This window comes from Phytobacter sp. SCO41, from assembly GCF_003073275.1.
Lineage (GTDB): Bacteria > Pseudomonadota > Gammaproteobacteria > Enterobacterales > Enterobacteriaceae > Phytobacter > Phytobacter diazotrophicus.
This window is the reverse complement of record NZ_CP027225.1, coordinates 3,194,974-3,210,670: the sequence shown is the minus strand read 5'-3', so window position 1 is coordinate 3,210,670 and position 15,697 is coordinate 3,194,974. Positions and strand designations below refer to the sequence as shown.

The following is a 15,697-nucleotide window of genomic DNA, read 5'->3' as shown; positions in this document are numbered from 1 at the left end:
TGTTTTTTGTCAGGATGAGGTGAAGAAAGTATGGCTATCGAAAATAAAGTCGCGCTGGTAACCGGTGCCGGTCAAGGGATTGGGCGAGGCATTGCGTTGCGTCTGGCTAAAGACGGCGCAGCAATCATGCTGGTGGATATGAAGGCAGAAGCGCTGGAAGCCGTCGCCGCTGAGGTCAGAGCCTTAGGGCGCAAAGCCGCGACGTTCGTGGCCGATATCTCCGATCGTGAACAGGTCTATGCGGCTATCGCCCAGACGGAACGCGAACTGGGTGGTTTTGACATCATCGTTAACAACGCCGGTATCGCGCAGGTACAACCGCTCTCCGATGTCACCCCGGAAGAGGTGGATCGCATTATGCGGATTAACGTGCAGGGTACCCTCTGGGGGATTCAGGCCGCGGCGAAAAAATTCGAAGAGCGTAAGCAGAAAGGCAAAATTATTAACGCCTGTTCTATTGCCGGCCATGACGGTTTTGCGATGTTAGGCATTTATTCGGCGACCAAATTCGCCGTCCGTGCGCTGACGCAGGCGGCGGCAAAAGAGTATGCCAGCCGTGGTATTACGGTGAATGCTTACTGTCCGGGGATTGTGGGCACCGGGATGTGGACCGAAATCGACCAGCGTTTCGCGGCGATCACAGGCGCACCGGTGGGTGAAACGTATAAGAAATATGTCGAAGGGATTGCGCTGGGACGCGCGGAAACCCCGGATGATGTGGCAAGCCTGGTCTCTTACCTGGCAGGCCCGGATTCTGACTATGTCACCGGCCAGTCGATTCTGATTGATGGCGGTATTGTTTACCGTTAAGCCTGTTTTGATATGGAAAAAGGGCAGCAGGCTGCCCTTTTTTATGCGTGCGCCAAATCAGTTAAAGCGCGCGGTAATCGCCGCAACACGTTCGCCAAATTTAGTCGCTGTGGCAAGGTCGCCAGACGGGATTTTATCCGCGCCCGCATCGGACGGAGACTGCACCAGCAGGCCCACAGAACCGCCCAAGTTGTTCAGATCTTCACGCGACGCGGCCAGCGTATTCGCCGGCGGCAAGCCAAGGCTCACCCACACACCGCCGTGCTGAGACGCCAGGGTTTGCAGGTACTGCAACGTCACCTGTTTGTCACCGTTCAGGCTGGCGCTGTTGCTGAAACCCGCAAAAATTTTATCCTGCCAGCTACGGGTAAACCACGCTTTAGAGGTGGCATCAGCGAACTTTTTAAATTGCCACGGTACGCCGCCCATGTACGTCGGCGCGCCAAAAATAATCGCCTTCGCGTCGTTTAACTTTTGCCAGTCGCTTTCTGTGATTTCGCCATTTTCATTAATAGCAATCAGCTCAGCACTGGCGCCGGCAGCAACATTTTCCGCAACCAGGGAGGTGTGGCCGTAGCCAGAAAAATAGACAACAACGATACTCATAGGTAGTCCCTCAATGGTGAATGATTATTCTTTATTACCAGACAGACTGTATTTCCCGGCGCCAAGAAACATAATGCACAGGCCGCCGAGGAAATAGAGTGCTTCACTTTCAAGTCCCCATGCCCCGACTTTGGTCAGGGTAAAGAATTTATCTGTACCCACCAGCAATGTTGCCACCACAATGTTAAAGGCATAAATAAAAGCGGCAGGGCGGGTTAACCAGCCAATAATGATCAGCACGGGCGCAACAATTTCCCCGATATAAACACCCTGGGCGATAAATCCGGGTAACCCCTTTGCTTCAAGCATCGCGGAAATCCAGTCTACGCCGTGGTTCACTTTGGCAACGCCATGAAAAAGCATTAAAATGCCGAACGTTAACCGAAGCAGTAATCGGCCAAAATCAGGATGCCTGGTGTACCGGGTAAACGCTTCATCAAATTTATTCAACACGATGTCATCTCTTATTTTGTTGCACCACGGATTGCCGCGTTATTGCGCGAAAGGTGGTCAAATATTCGCAGGTTTATTTTATCGACACAGTGGGTGAGCAAGGTATGTATAAATACTTTGTCATTCAGAGTGCCTTAGTATCCAATAGATACCTGAAGCGATTTATACACATTATCTTGTGGTCATGAAAGAAGGCACCTGAAGGCCACTAAGTTTCCCTGAGGAAACCTTGTAAGAGAAACTATCGTTATGAATAAACTGCAATTACCTTACGATGTTTACGACGATCGCTGCCCGACGCGTGATGTGCTCTCAAGGCTGGCCGATAAATGGGCGCTGCTGGTTCTGGGCTGTCTGGAAAAAGAGCCGCAGCGTTTTAACAATTTGCGACGACATATTCGCGGGATTACGCAGAAAATGTTGACGCAGACGCTGCGCAAGCTGGAGCGTGACGGGCTTGTCTCGCGGAAAATTTTCCCCACGGTGCCTGTCACGGTGGAATACAGTTTGTCGCCGTTAGGCAAAACGCTGACGCACACCATGTCGTTTCTGACACTGTGGGTAGAAGACAATATGGACGCCATGCTGGCGGCCCAGGCGGCCTTTGATAAGGCCAATCCCGCCAGCTAGCAGGACATCCACAGCCTGGACGTATTGCGTGAATAATGTGACACAGTGAACACACCTGTCAGACAGGCATTAAAAAACGACACTCCCGTCTGGGGAGTGTCGTCAGTTTATTGAGGCCGGGCAGTGTCGAGGGTAAGGACGTCACCGCTGCGCACTTTAGCCAGTGCGCTGACTTGCTGATACAGCACGGGGATCCCGGCTTCCCTGGCGATAATCGCGCTATGAGAGTGTGGGCTACCCTGCAGCAGGGCAATCCCGGCGATGTTTTTCTTCTCCAGTTGCAGCATGACGGACGGGTAGAGATCGCTTGCGATAAGAATACTCGGGCGCAGCGGCGTCGGGATGTTTTCCAGCGCCTGTGCCAGATGAAGATGTGTGCGATGCAGTAAATCTTCTATATCGATATAGCGTGCCTGCAAATAGGCATCATCCAGATGGCGATACTGGCTGCTAAGTTCCATCAGCATCTTGTGCCACGCCCATTCCGCCGTGCATTTTCGCTGCCGCAGCATCTCCCAGGCGCTATCCATCAGTTCCTGATCGTCAAGCAGGGTCTGGTGACCGGCAAAAATGGCGGCGATCTCGGGGGAAAACTTCTCTTCGGCCAGGCGAATCAGGTCGCTCAGATCGTCCAGCGTGTCCTTAACGGCACAGCGCAGACGAGCCATTTCCTCTTCCGGTGTTCGCACGGTGGCCTGGGCCAGCGGCAGTTCGACAGGGGTATAGCGCAACGCCTGGCCTTTAATCTGGACTGGAATATCTGGCGTTACCGCAGGTTGCTGCGCCGTGAGCGTTTCCCCGAAATTTTCCTGTGCCAGCCGTTCAAAGGCCGCCAGCGCCAGCGCTGCCTGCGGGCCACGGGCAATCAGGCGCAGGGTGTCGTGACAGCGTACCTGCAGCAGAGCGATTTGGTTGATGCTGTCCGGCCTGACACATTTTCCCTCTTTTTCCAGCAACAGCCGGGCGTCAAAACCGGCCAGCGCAGCCACCAGGCGAGATGCCGGGCGAACGTGCAGGCCGTTAGGGTTGTTCACGGTCACTGCGACGGTGAGCGCCTCTTCGTGTGTCTCATCGTCTGTTTGTGGTTGTGGGAGCGCTTCCTGCCGGGCGTCGAGACCAAGCTGAACGCGCTTTGCCTCAAGGGCGTTTTGCGCATCGGCAATCACCTTGTCAATGTCAGAGCCCGTGGCGGCGCTAACCGTGGCGGCCAGGGTGCCTTCCACCAGTGGCGCGGCGCACAGACGCACTTTTGCGGCAATGTCCGGGTCAAGCAGTTCCAGGGCGGTTTCCGCGCTTAGCAGGGCGCTACCGATATCCATCATCACCAGCACATGATCGGTGTCGGCCACCGACTCAATGGCCTCCATGACTTTAATTGGATCGGTGCCGATCGGATTATCAGGATCGTCAATTCCAGCGGCAATGGCTAACTTGCAGCCATCTCCCGTTAACATCTGCCGGGCCAGTTCCCCGACACCCTGGCCCAGTTGGGCACTATGAGAAACAATCACCAGGTTAACCATCGCCGTTTCCTTCTTTTACGCTTTTGCGGCTGCCGCCAGCATCTGCACCATAAACATCACCGAGGTTGCGCCAGGGTCCTGATGACCAATACTGCGTTCGCCCAGATAGCTGGCGCGGCCTTTACGGGCCTGCATGGTGATGGTCGACTGAACTGCCTTTTCCGCCACCTGGCTTGCGGCCTCCAGAGCCGCGGGAATGGACAGGTTTTGCGCGATGGCCTGCTCCAGCGATTCCGCGACGGGCAGCCAGACGTCACACATGGTTTTGTCGCCGGGCTCTGCTTTACCACGGCTGATTACCCCTTCGGCGCCTTCACGGATCATCTGATGCAGCTCAACAAGCGTCAGGCTTTGATGGGCCTGGGTCGCCTGCGCGGCGCGCAGAAAAAAGGTGCCAAACAATGGACCGCTGGCCCCACCGACGTTAGAGAGCAGCACCATACCGGTGTTTTTGAGAATAAAGCCGATGTCTTTGTCTGCAATGGCGGGCAGTTTTTCCACCACTTTGCTAAAGCCGCGATGCATGTTCAGGCCGTGGTCCGCATCACCAATGGCCCTGTCCAGGCCGGTGAGGAAATCACTCTCTTTGGTGAAGACCTCGCCGCAGCGGTAGAGCCAGTCAACAATTTGGTTTCTGTTCAGCGACATAAAAAATTCCTTAGTTACCCCAGGTCATGGCCGGTGTATGGACAGGCGCATCCCACAAAGCGAGGATCTCGTCGTCGGCTTTCAGCAAGGTAATGGAGAAGCCGCCCATGTCCAGTGATGTACACCAGCTACCGACCAGGTTGCGTTCGATGACAATACCGGCTTCCTGGCAGCGAGTTTCCAGCCGGTTGTAAACGCCGTACAGCTCAGACAGCGGCGTTGCGCCCAGGTTGTTGACCATCGCAATAACGCGATCGCCGCGCTGCAGGGCCTGTTTGCTCTGTTTGACTTCCTGCCAGCTTCCGCTGGTGTGATCCCATTCGCGCAGGGTGCGGCTGTAGTTGCCATTTTCCAGCAGCACGTTAAACATCTCGTCGACAGTGGTATCAAGTGAGCTAAACGGGCGGCGGTCGATCCCCGGTTCGCCGTGGATACCCACGCCAAATTCCATCTCGTTGTCCGCAAGGGTAAACGAAGGCTGACCGGCCGCAGGAACCGTACAGGCGCTTAAGGCGATACCAATGGAGTGCCCCTGATTGTTGAGCTTACGGCCCAACTGCGCGCAGGCATCCAGTGAGTCTCCGCGCTCGGCGGCGGCGCCGACCAGTTTTTCAATCAAGACGGTATTTGCCACCCCACGGCGTCCGGCGGTATAGAGACTGTCTTTCACGGCGACGTCGTCATCCACCACCACGGTTGTGACCTTCACGCCGCTGTCGTGCAGCAGCTCAGCGGCGGTTTCGAAATTGAGGATATCGCCCGTGTAGTTTTTGATGATTAACAGCACGCCTTCGCCACCATCAATGTTCATGGCGCATTCGAACATTTTATCCGGCGTGGGGGAGGTGAAAATCTCGCCAGGGCAGGCACCGCTTAACATACCTTTGCCGATATAGCCGCAGTGCATCGGCTCATGACCGCTGCCGCCGCCGGATAACAGCGCCACTTTCCCGGCGACCGGGGCATCGGCGCGGGTCATATACACCGGGTCCTGGTGCAGCGTCAGCTCAGGGTGCGCTTTTGCCAGGCCTGCTAATTGTTCGCTTAATACATCTTCCACACGGTTAATCAGTTTTTTCATTATTCATACTCCGCAGGAGGTGAGCCAGGCCATCCGCAGCGCGCAGGCCTGATGTTGTAGGGCATCAGCGGCGGATACCCGTCGTGCGGGGTTCCCTGGCCGATGTGCTGATTCTCCTCTGGCGAGAGAAAAAGAAAATGCCAAAAAATTGGGTTTCATAGTGAAACACCCTTGCGGATAAATGTTTCATAACGGAACACTTTTGCCGGAGAAAGGGGGAAAATGCGAGCAATGCCCGCCTTTTTTACCCCGGTTCCGATGCAGAATATATTTTGTGCAAAAAATCGGCGAACCCGAACAGCGATCAGTGCCAGCCACTCAGTGCTGCGGCTAACGCGAGGCGGATCGCATCCTGGGTCAGCGTTATTGACGCAGGTTCCATAATGGAACGTTTACGTTGATTTCTTTTTTCGGCTGTAGCGACAATAACGTCCCTTACCCGACTCAGACGGAACCGCGCATGACACAGCATCAAACGGCAGAACAGGAGGTTGCCACCTTCATCGCTCACTCCTGGCAGCGCTGCGAAAAAATCATGCAGCGTGACACCTGGGGCACGCCGCACCAGGCACAGGGGCTGACGTTTGAGACGATCAGCCGCCGTAAAACCGGGCTGCTGACCATTGGTCAGGCGGCGCTGGAGGATGCCCTGGAATATATGGAAGGGCGGCCCTGCGCGCTGTTTATCCTTGATGAGTCTGCCTGTATTTTGAGTCGCTGTGGCCATCCCGACACGCTTGACGCGCTGTCCCGGTTCGGCTTCCTGCCGGGCAGCTACTGTGCGGAAAGTATTATTGGCAGTTGTGCGCTGTCGCTGGCGGCGATGATGGGCCAGCCGGTAAAGACGCTGGGCTGCCAGCATTTCAAACAGGCGCTGTTCCCGTGGGCCTTTTGCTCAACGCCGGTATTCGACAACCATGGTCGGCTGTCCGGGTCTATTGCGCTGTGTTGCCGGGCGGAACATGCTTCCCCGGCGGATCTGTCGCTGACGCTGGCAACGGCCAGAGAAATTGGCAACTCGCTCCTGACGGACAATTTGCTGGCGGAATCTAACCGCCATCTGAATCAGATGTACGGCCTGCTGGAGAGTATGGATGACGGCGTGATGGCCTGGAATGAGCAGGGGGTGCTGCAATTTCTCAATGTGCAGGCGGCGCGCATGCTGTTTCTCGACGCCCAGGTCAGCCAGGGGAAAAACATTAGCGATCTGGTGACATTGCCCGCGCTGCTTCGCCGGGCGATTAAACATGCCCGGGCGCTCAATCACGCAGAGGTGACGTTCGAAAGCCAGCACCAGTTTATTGATGCGGTGGTGACCCTCAAACCCATCGTCGAAGAGCAGGGGAATAGCTTTATTTTGCTGCTACACCCGGTTGAGCAGATGCGTCAGTTAATGACCAGCCAGTTGGGTAAAGTCAGCCATACCTTCGAGCAGATGCCCGCCGACGATCCGCAAACCCGCCGACTGATTCAGGCCGGTCGGCAGGCGGCGCGCGGGGCGTTTCCTGTTCTGCTGTATGGGGAAGAGGGGGTGGGTAAAGAGCTGATGTCGCAGGCCATTCACAATGAGAGCGAACGCGCCGGGGGGCCGTATATCGCCGTTAACTGCCAGTTGTATGCCGACAGTGCGCTGGGGCTGGATTTTATGGGCAGCGCGGCCACGGAAAATGAGAAAGGGCGCCTTAGCCGCCTGGAACTGGCCAATGGCGGTACGCTGTTTCTGGAAAAAATCGAGTATCTGGCCCCTGAGCTGCAATCCGCGCTATTGCAGGTCATCAAGCAAGGGGTACTTACCCGGCTTGAGGCCAGGCGTCTGGTGCCGGTGGATATCAAAGTCATTGCTGCCACCACGGTCGATTTGGGCAATCTGGTGGAGCAAAACCGCTTTAGCCGTCAGCTTTATTATGCTTTGCGCGCCTTTGAGGTCGTCATCCCGCCCCTGCGGGAACGTCGCGACAGTATTCCTGCCCTGGTACAAAGCCGTCTGCGCGGGCTGGAGCGACGATTTTCCTCGCGGCTTAGGGTGGATGACGATGCGCTGGCCCGGCTGGTGGCCTACTCCTGGCCGGGGAATGATTTTGAGCTCAACAGCATTATTGAAAATATCGCGATCAGCAGCGAACAGGGCCATATTCGCCTGAGCCATCTGCCGGAGTGGTTGTTTAACGAAGGGAGTGCGCCGCAGGAACCGGGCGCCAGACTGGCTGCCAATCTGACGTTTTCCGCCGTTGAAAAAGAGGCCATTATCCAGGCTGCCAGAGTGACCAACGGGCGAATACAGGAGATGTCGCAATTGCTCAATATTGGTCGTACCACCCTGTGGCGCAAGATGAAGCAGTACGACATTGACGCCAGCCAGTTTAAGCGCGCACACCTGCGCTAAGGGCTATTCGTGCGCGGTGCAGAACGCGGCCAGCGCGGCGGCAAGGGCGGGTGGGTTCTCCCACGACATATTGTGCCCGCAGTCGGCCAGTTCCACAGTGGCGATACCCATGGCGCTCAGTTGCGTAAAATCAGCATCTGGCAGGGATTCTGCGCCAAACAGCAGGCAGATTGGCTTATTGAGTTCAACAAACATTTCAAACCACTGATTGCCGGTAATCAGGCTGGATGCGCCACGCCAGACGGCCCAGGGGGCGGCGGCCGATAAACTTCCGGTCCAGGGGTTTTTATAGTTGTTCATCATGAGCGCATAGACATGGGTAATATAAGTCTCTTCATCGACCCGACAAATCTGGCGGCTAAAAAATCCCCCATCGGGGCGGAAGTTGGGCTCCGAGACTATCAGACCACGTAAACCGCTAAGTTGGGTTGCGGCTTCGATGGCAATACTGCCCCCCATGCTGTGTCCATACAGGAAGTAATCATCGAGCTGTAAATGGGCGATCAGTTCGCAGACAACAGCGGCTTGTTCGCTGATGGAGTAGCGAAATTCTTTTGGTTTCTCGCTATAGCCGTAACCTGGCAGGTCAATCAGGATGGCGCGTCGGCCCTGGAAGTTTTTATCGCAGACCACGCGGGGGTACTCGTAAGAGGAGGCGCAGCCAAGGCCGTGCACAAAGACCAGCGGCACACCGTCGCCGGGGAGATCTAACCAGCGGACAACACAACCGGCCTGGGTAGAGAAAAATGCGTTCATCGGTTTTTCCTTGTGATGACGTTTTTGCGCGCGCCGACAGCATCCACGCAATAGCATGAGACCGCTATCATTGTCCTCCGTTTAGGTTATGTCAAAAATTATAAAACCCGCCATGTTTACTCACGGTCTACGGCCTGAAAGCAGGGGAGATCCTTTCCCCTGACTGCGCGGGTTTAGAACGATGCGCGTTTATAGGGAGCGTATTGCGCTTCCCAGAAGGTTTTCTCGATTGCCGCATGCAGTTCGTCGTCGCTGGCCTGCGGGGCAACGCCATCCTGCTGAGCCGCACGCGCAGTGGCTAACGCAATGGCGCGTGAAATCTCACCAATATCTTCCACTGCCGGTAACAGGCCGCCGCGCTCCAGGGTGGCCTGCGGTGAATGGGCGGCCAGCGCCTGGCTTGCGGCCATTAACATATTTTCCGTTACCCGCTTAGCGTTACCGGCGAGGATCCCAAGCCCCAGCCCCGGGAAAATGTAGGCGTTGTTGCACTGAGCAATCTCGTAGACCGCGCCATCGTAATGCACCGGCGCAAACGGGCTGCCGGTGGCAATCAGCGCCGCGCCCTGGGTCCATTCAATCAGGTCACGCGGCTGCGCTTCCGCCCGGGAGGTCGGGTTGGAGAGCGGCATAATGATCGGGCGCGGACAGTGGCTGTACATCTCTTTGACGATTTCTTCGCTGAACAGGCCCGGCTGACCGGAAACGCCGATCATGACCGTCGGGTGGGCGTTACGCACCACATCCAGCAGAGAGATATTGTTCTGCTCCACATCCCAGTGGGCGATAGCCTCGCGCGGGGTCACCAGTTTTTGCTGGAAATCGAGCAGATTCGGCATGTCGTCCGTCAGCAGGCCAAAGCGGTCGACCATAAAGACGCGGCCGCGCGCCTGGGCTTCGCTTAAGCCTGTTGAGACCATATAAGCAATGATTTTTTCCGCAATGCCGCAGCCTGCGGAGCCACCGCCTAAAAAGACGATCCGCTGATCCTGTAAATTGACGCCTGCGGTACGCGAGGCGGCGATCAGGGTGCCCAGCGTAACGGCGGCGGTGCCCTGAATGTCATCATTGAAGCAGCACAGTTTATCCCGGTAGCGGTTGAGCAATTTCGTCGCGTTCTTCTGGGCGAAATCTTCGAACTGTAAGAGGACATCCGGCCAGCGGGCTTTGACGGCATCGATGAACATGTCCATAAATTCCATGTACTGATCATCGCTAATACGCGGATGCCGCCAGCCCATATAGAGCGGGTCGTCCAGGCGTTGGGCATTGTTGGTGCCAACGTCAAGCATGATAGGCAGGGTAGTAGCCGGGTTGATGCCGCCGCAGGCGGTATAGAGGGAGAGTTTGCCAATGGGAATCCCCATTCCGCCCACGCCCTGGTCGCCGAGGCCCAGAATGCGCTCACCGTCTGTCACCACAATGACGCGGATATCGTTACGTGAAAATTGTTGCAGCATCTCATCAATCTGGTGGCGGTTCGGCCAGGAGATAAACAGGCCACGGGCCCGGCGATAGATGTCGGAGAAATGCTCGCAGGCTTCGCCCACTGTCGGGGTATAAATGATCGGCAGCATTTCGCTTAAATGGGTGCGCACCAGGTTATAAAATAATGTCTCGTTGGTGTCCTGAATATTGCGCAAATAAACATGTTTTGAAATATCACGTTTGAAATCGCAAAACTGCGCCCATGCCCGGTCGGTTTGTTCTTTAATAGTTTCTACCGTGTCAGGGAGCAATCCATTTAAATTGAGTGCCTGGCGCTCTTCCTGGGTAAACGCCAGTCCTTTATTTAATAATGGGGTTTCCAGCAATACCGCGCCAGTATAGGGCGTGTACAGCATCTCTTTTTTTAACATGTTACGACTCCTGAATAAACACATACCTTGCCTGCAAAAACGGCAACGTATTGCCGCTATTAATGAGGTCGCCTGGTGTTGATGAAGTTACGCCATGCCATTCTAATCGCACATGGCGCTGACTTTGGGTTTGTTTAATTTATTAAAACTTTAATTAGTTAAATAACATCTGTTGATACTTGATTTATGAAACCAAATATATCATGAACCCTTCGGTTATAACGCCCAGCGCCGTTCCTAATAATATGGACGATGACGCCGATTCGACATAAGTATCACTGCGCAGGGCAAACATCCCGGCGGCAATAGCCGAAGGGGTGGCACCAATAATCACGACTTGCTGCATCAGCGTATGATTCAGGCCGAACGCTAAGCCGGCAACGGCCATCATGATCGGCTGAATTAAATTTTTAATACCAATATTGGTACAGGTCTGAATGTTGAAAGAAGGGCGCTCGCCGTAAAACAGCAGACCGAGTGCGAAGAGCGATAAGCCACCGGCGATTTTGCCTACCATCTCAATCGGAGAGCTGAGCAGATGCGGCAACTTCACGCCCGCCAGGCTCAGCAGAATACCGGTTACCGGGATCCAGACGATAGGGTTACGCGCCGCTTTCCACAGATTTTGCAACACCATTTTCACCGGGTTCAGGTCTTCGGTGTGGTTTTTATCGCCCATACGGATAAGGACAATGGTCAGCGGGATCATAAATACGCTGGTCACCACGTTGCCAATCAGCACGCCTAAAAAGCCTTCCGGGCCGATTAATACCGCCAGTACCGGCGCGCCAAAATAGGCCATATCCGGGAAGGCGCAGACCAGTGATTGTATGGCGCTGGTCTTAATATCGTGACGAAACACAAAACGGGACACAAGCAGGGTAAATAAATAAGACCCCATCAAACCAATAACCAGCACTGCCATAAATGACAGATTCTGTATTTTCTCCGGGTCAGTATTTAATGCGCCAATAAAAAGATGAAAAGGTAGAGCGAAACGGATAACCACAGATGCCATGACATTGGCATCTTCACGTTTGGTATAGCCTAATTTTCCGCTCAACCAACCTAATACCATGATGAAAACTAAAGGGAACAAAGATTGAAGTAAAATTGATTGCATAAATTATCCTGTGCCAATGTTTTATTATAAGGGTACTGACAGTGGATAATTTAGCTGTCTCTTCTGTAATAGTGAGTGACGTTAGTCACACTCACTCCGCTTTAAATAATTACAGAATGCTTACTTTAGTTTAATTAGTGAGGGGAGATGATGTGCTAATAATATTGCTTTTGCGGAAAATCGCAAGCCGGAAAATACCGGCCTGCGTAAGATAATTATTTCATTGCACAGTTAGCGCATTGTTTATTCTGGATCTGCTGGAAAAAGTCATTGCCTTTATCATCAACCAGAATGAAGGCCGGGAAGTCTTCCACCTCGATTTTCCAGATAGCCTCCATTCCCAGCTCCGGGTAGGCCACACACTCAAGGCTTTTAATACTCTGCTGCGCCAGTACCGCCGCCGGGCCGCCAATGCTGCCGAGGTAAAAGCCGCCGTGTTTATGGCAGGCATCGGTCACCTGCTGGCTGCGGTTGCCTTTTGCCAGCATCACCATGCTTGCACCCTGCGCCTGCAACTGATCGACATAAGAGTCCATGCGTCCGGCAGTGGTCGGGCCGAGGGAGCCTGAGGCATAGCCTTCCGGTGTTTTCGCCGGGCCTGCGTAATAAATCGGATGATCTTTCACATACTGCGGCAGTTCTTCGCCACGGTCGATGATCTCCTGTAATTTCGCATGGGCGATGTCGCGGGCGACGATGATCGTGCCGGAGAGGGAGAGGCGGGTGGAGACCGGGTGCTGTGACAGTTGTTTAAGAATGTCAGCCATCGGTTGATTGAGGTCGACTTTTACCGCATCGCCTTCGCCCGCTTCGCGCAGTGCCTGCGGAATGAATCTGCCCGGATTCGACTCCAGTTTTTCAATCCAGATACCGTCGCGGTTAATTTTGGCTTTGATATTGCGATCTGCTGAGCAGGAGACGCCCATGCCCACCGGGCAGGAGGCGCCGTGGCGCGGCAGGCGAATCACCCGGATATCATGAGCGAAGTATTTCCCGCCGAACTGCGCGCCGAGGCCAAGATTTTGCGCCTCGATCATCAATTCTGCTTCCAGTTGCGTATCGCGGAACGCCTGACCATGTTCATTGCCTTCGGTCGGCAGTTCGTCATAGTAATGGGTGGAGGCGAGTTTGACCGTTTTCAGGGTGGATTCCGCAGATGTGCCGCCAATCACGAAGGCGATATGGTACGGCGGACAGGCGGCAGTACCGAGGGTACGCATTTTTTCCACCAGGTATTTTTTCAGCTTCGCCGGGGTGATCAGCGCTTTGGTTTCCTGGTAAAGGTAGGTTTTGTTCGCCGAACCACCGCCTTTCGCCATACACAGGAACTTGTACTCGTCGCCATCGACGCTGTAGAGATCAATCTGTGCGGGCAGGTTGGTGCCGGTATTCACCTCTTTGTACATATCCAGCGCCGCATTTTGCGAGTAGCGCAGGTTATCTTCGGTATAGGTGTTATAGACGCCGCGCGTCAGCGCCGCTTCATCACCACCGCCGGTCCACACGCGCTGGCCTTTTTTACCAATAATGATCGCCGTGCCGGTATCCTGGCAGGTCGGCAACACGCCTTTGGCGGCAATCTCAGAGTTACGCAGGAATTGCAGCGCCACGTACTTGTCGTTTTCGCTGGCATCCGGGTCGGTCAGAATAGTGGCTACCTGCTGCTGGTGCGCCTGACGCAGCATAAAGGCGGCGTCGTGGAAGGCCTGTTGCGCCAGCAGGGTGAGTGCCTGCGGCTCAACTTTCAGTATCTGCTGCCCCTCAAACTCGGCAACAGAAACATGCTCGCGGCTGAGGAGATAATATTCCGTATCGTCATGCGCCAGCGGGAAGGGATCCTGATAGTAAAACGGTTTCGTCGACATAGCTCTCTCGCTTTTTGTAAGGTTAGAGCCGCATACATCCATGCGGCAGCGACAAAAAAACGCCGCCGGAGCGTGTCCGGCGGCGAGGAATCAGAACATCATGGAAATCCACGGATAACCAATCAGCAGCAGGGCGGCCAGGAAGATGGCACCGAAAATGGTCCCCAGACGCCAGTAGTCTTTGGTGGGCAGGTAGCCGCTACCGTAGTAAATCGGGCTCGGACCAGTACCGTAAGGGGTGATAATCCCCATCACGCCCAGCGAGGTAACCATCACCAGCACGAACACTTGCATGTTCATCCCCGGAATGGTTGACGCGATGGTCAACATGGCGGGCAGCAGGGCGGTGGTGTGCGCCGTGGTACTGGCGAACAGGTAGTGCAGCAGATAAAACGCCAGCAGCAGAACAATGGTCGCCACGCCCGGTGAGACATTGCCCATCAGCGAACCGCCTTCTTTACCCAGCCATGCGATAAACCCGGTGGAGGAGAGGCCATCTGCCAGCGCCACCAGAGTGGCAAACCAGACGAAGGTGTTCCATGCGGCTTTGTTGCTGGTGATGTCGTTCCACTCCAGCACGCCGGTCCATAACATCAGCACGATAATAAGCAGTGCGGCGAGGGCCGGTTCCAGCCAGTTGGCGGCAAAGATCCACATCACCAACGCGGAGCAGACGAACACCAACAGCAGGATTTCGTTGCGCGACAGTTTACCCAGTTTTTCCAGCTCACGACTGGCCCACAGCGGCACTTCATCGTTCACTTTTACTTCCGGCGGGTAGAACCAGTAGGCCAGCAGCGGCATGGTCAAAATCAGCAGAATACCCAGCGGCAGGAAGGCCAGGAACCAGGTCCCCCAGGAGATGTCGAGCCCGGTAATGCTTTTCACCAGTGCCAGTGAAAGCAGGTTTGGCGCCAGCGCGGACAGGAACATTGAGCTGGTAATACAGGCGGCGGTGATCGCCACCCACATCAGATAGGAGCCAATTTTACGTGCGCTCGGATCGTTGGGTTTTGAGCCGTACAGCGGCGGCAGGTTGGCGATAATCGGGAAAATGGTGCCGCCACTGCGCGCGGTATTCGACGGTGTGAACGGCGCCAGCAACAGATCGGCGAAGGTAATGGCGTAGCCGAGTGTCAGGCTGCGACGGCCCAGATATTTCACCAGAATCAGCGCCAGGCGGCGGCCAAAGCGGGTTTTATCGTAACCGGCGGCAAACATAAAGGCGCCGAAGATAAGCCACACGGTGGAGTTGCTAAAACCGCTGACCGCCCACTTAAAGGACTGTGCGGCGAGTTTGAATTTAGGATCCACCAGTTGTTCAGGGCTGAACAGCAGCCACTGGCTGCACAGCGCAATCACGACAACACCGGTCATACCGATAACCGCGCCAGGCAGGGGCTCAAAGATAAGCCCGACGATCACACCCACGAAGATGGCGAAATAGTGCCATGCGAACGGCGGCAGACCTTGCGGAACAGGTACGAACAGCAGGAGTACTGCGACAATAACCGGTAGCGCCAGCATCAATAGCTTGCTCTGGTTACCACTCTTTTTACTACTCACCTGTGACGGTGCTAAAGCGGATGATTTCTCGTTCATAATAGCGTTCTAAGGTTGATAAGGATTCTGTTTTCACGCCAGACAATGGGAATTTAATGACTTTAGTTACAAAACTTTTTTTACTTATTAAATTCAACTCTGGCACGTTAAATAAATGGGTGTTTCCCGCAATAAGCTTTGCGAGGAATTAAAAATTGGGTCTGTTTCTATAATGCTGCTTTCGCTTTTTCGACAATTGATCGCGATCAATAAAATTATCTAATGGTGTTATTGTATGCCGCCAATATAAAAATATCGGCATTTTGTGGTTTTTGCTGAATCGATACACTTTTTGTCAAACTTTGTGGATATTAATTAAGATTTTTACCCGCGTATTTTTTGTAAAGTTTTGATTAAA

The 15,697-nt window shown here is 54.5% G+C and carries 13 protein-coding genes; 3 read left to right on the top strand and 10 right to left on the bottom strand.

Annotated features, from left to right (window positions below):
* The first annotated feature begins 30 nt into the window (after positions 1–30).
* On the top strand, positions 31–810 hold the full coding sequence (locus C5523_RS15485; RefSeq protein ID WP_039079352.1) for an acetoin reductase: 780 nt from the start codon (positions 31–33) through the stop codon (positions 808–810).
* A gap of 57 nt (positions 811–867) precedes the next feature.
* Here the strand turns inward: C5523_RS15485 and C5523_RS15480 are convergent, their stop codons facing one another.
* Together C5523_RS15480 and C5523_RS15475 are read right to left on the bottom strand one after the other, a co-directional pair.
* On the bottom strand, positions 868–1,416 hold the full coding sequence (locus tag C5523_RS15480) for a flavodoxin family protein (RefSeq protein ID WP_071194842.1): 549 nt from the start codon (positions 1,414–1,416) through the stop codon (positions 868–870).
* Between the two features lie 24 nt (positions 1,417–1,440).
* Entirely contained in the window at positions 1,441–1,869 is a 429-nt protein-coding gene (locus C5523_RS15475) for a DoxX family protein (protein WP_039079350.1), read from the bottom strand.
* A gap of 249 nt (positions 1,870–2,118) precedes the next feature.
* Here C5523_RS15475 and C5523_RS15470 point away from each other — a divergent pair, with 249 nt between their 5' ends.
* Complete coding sequence (locus C5523_RS15470; RefSeq protein ID WP_108701460.1) at positions 2,119–2,499, top strand: helix-turn-helix domain-containing protein; 381 nt, start codon at positions 2,119–2,121, stop codon at positions 2,497–2,499.
* A 107-nt stretch (positions 2,500–2,606) separates the two neighbouring features.
* Here the strand turns inward: C5523_RS15470 and dhaM are convergent, their stop codons facing one another.
* From dhaM to dhaK, 3 genes are read right to left on the bottom strand one after another with little or no spacing between them, the layout of a single operon-like run.
* The gene (gene dhaM / locus C5523_RS15465; RefSeq protein ID WP_108701459.1) at positions 2,607–4,022 is read right to left on the bottom strand and encodes a dihydroxyacetone kinase phosphoryl donor subunit DhaM; all 1,416 of its coding nucleotides are present in this window, start codon (positions 4,020–4,022) and stop codon (positions 2,607–2,609) included.
* A 15-nt stretch (positions 4,023–4,037) separates the two neighbouring features.
* Positions 4,038–4,670 carry a dihydroxyacetone kinase subunit DhaL gene (dhaL, locus tag C5523_RS15460; protein WP_108701458.1) on the bottom strand — a complete coding sequence of 211 codons (633 nt, stop codon included), beginning with the start codon at positions 4,668–4,670 and terminating at the stop codon, positions 4,038–4,040.
* A 10-nt stretch (positions 4,671–4,680) separates the two neighbouring features.
* Complete coding sequence (dhaK, locus tag C5523_RS15455; protein ID WP_039079346.1) at positions 4,681–5,751, bottom strand: dihydroxyacetone kinase subunit DhaK; 1,071 nt, start codon at positions 5,749–5,751, stop codon at positions 4,681–4,683.
* 460 nt (positions 5,752–6,211) lie between these two features.
* Here dhaK and dhaR point away from each other — a divergent pair, with 460 nt between their 5' ends.
* Positions 6,212–8,134, top strand: a complete 1,923-nt coding sequence (gene dhaR / locus C5523_RS15450) for a dihydroxyacetone kinase operon transcriptional regulator DhaR (RefSeq protein ID WP_108701457.1) — start codon at positions 6,212–6,214, stop codon at positions 8,132–8,134.
* Positions 8,135–8,137: 3 nt separating this feature from the next.
* Here the strand turns inward: dhaR and C5523_RS15445 are convergent, their stop codons facing one another.
* The 5 genes from C5523_RS15445 to C5523_RS15425 form a co-directional block, all read right to left on the bottom strand.
* Positions 8,138–8,890, bottom strand: a complete 753-nt coding sequence (locus C5523_RS15445) for an alpha/beta fold hydrolase (RefSeq protein WP_039079344.1) — start codon at positions 8,888–8,890, stop codon at positions 8,138–8,140.
* 173 nt (positions 8,891–9,063) lie between these two features.
* Positions 9,064–10,749, bottom strand: a complete 1,686-nt coding sequence (locus C5523_RS15440; protein ID WP_108701456.1) for an NAD-dependent malic enzyme — start codon at positions 10,747–10,749, stop codon at positions 9,064–9,066.
* Positions 10,750–10,933: 184 nt separating this feature from the next.
* Entirely contained in the window at positions 10,934–11,872 is a 939-nt protein-coding gene (locus tag C5523_RS15435) for an AEC family transporter (protein ID WP_047370704.1), read from the bottom strand.
* A gap of 215 nt (positions 11,873–12,087) precedes the next feature.
* Positions 12,088–13,737, bottom strand: a complete 1,650-nt coding sequence (gene fumA, locus C5523_RS15430) for a class I fumarate hydratase FumA (protein WP_108701455.1) — start codon at positions 13,735–13,737, stop codon at positions 12,088–12,090.
* A gap of 90 nt (positions 13,738–13,827) precedes the next feature.
* On the bottom strand, positions 13,828–15,339 hold the full coding sequence (locus tag C5523_RS15425; RefSeq protein WP_039079340.1) for an anion permease: 1,512 nt from the start codon (positions 15,337–15,339) through the stop codon (positions 13,828–13,830).
* Between the last annotated feature and the right edge of the window lie 358 nt (positions 15,340–15,697).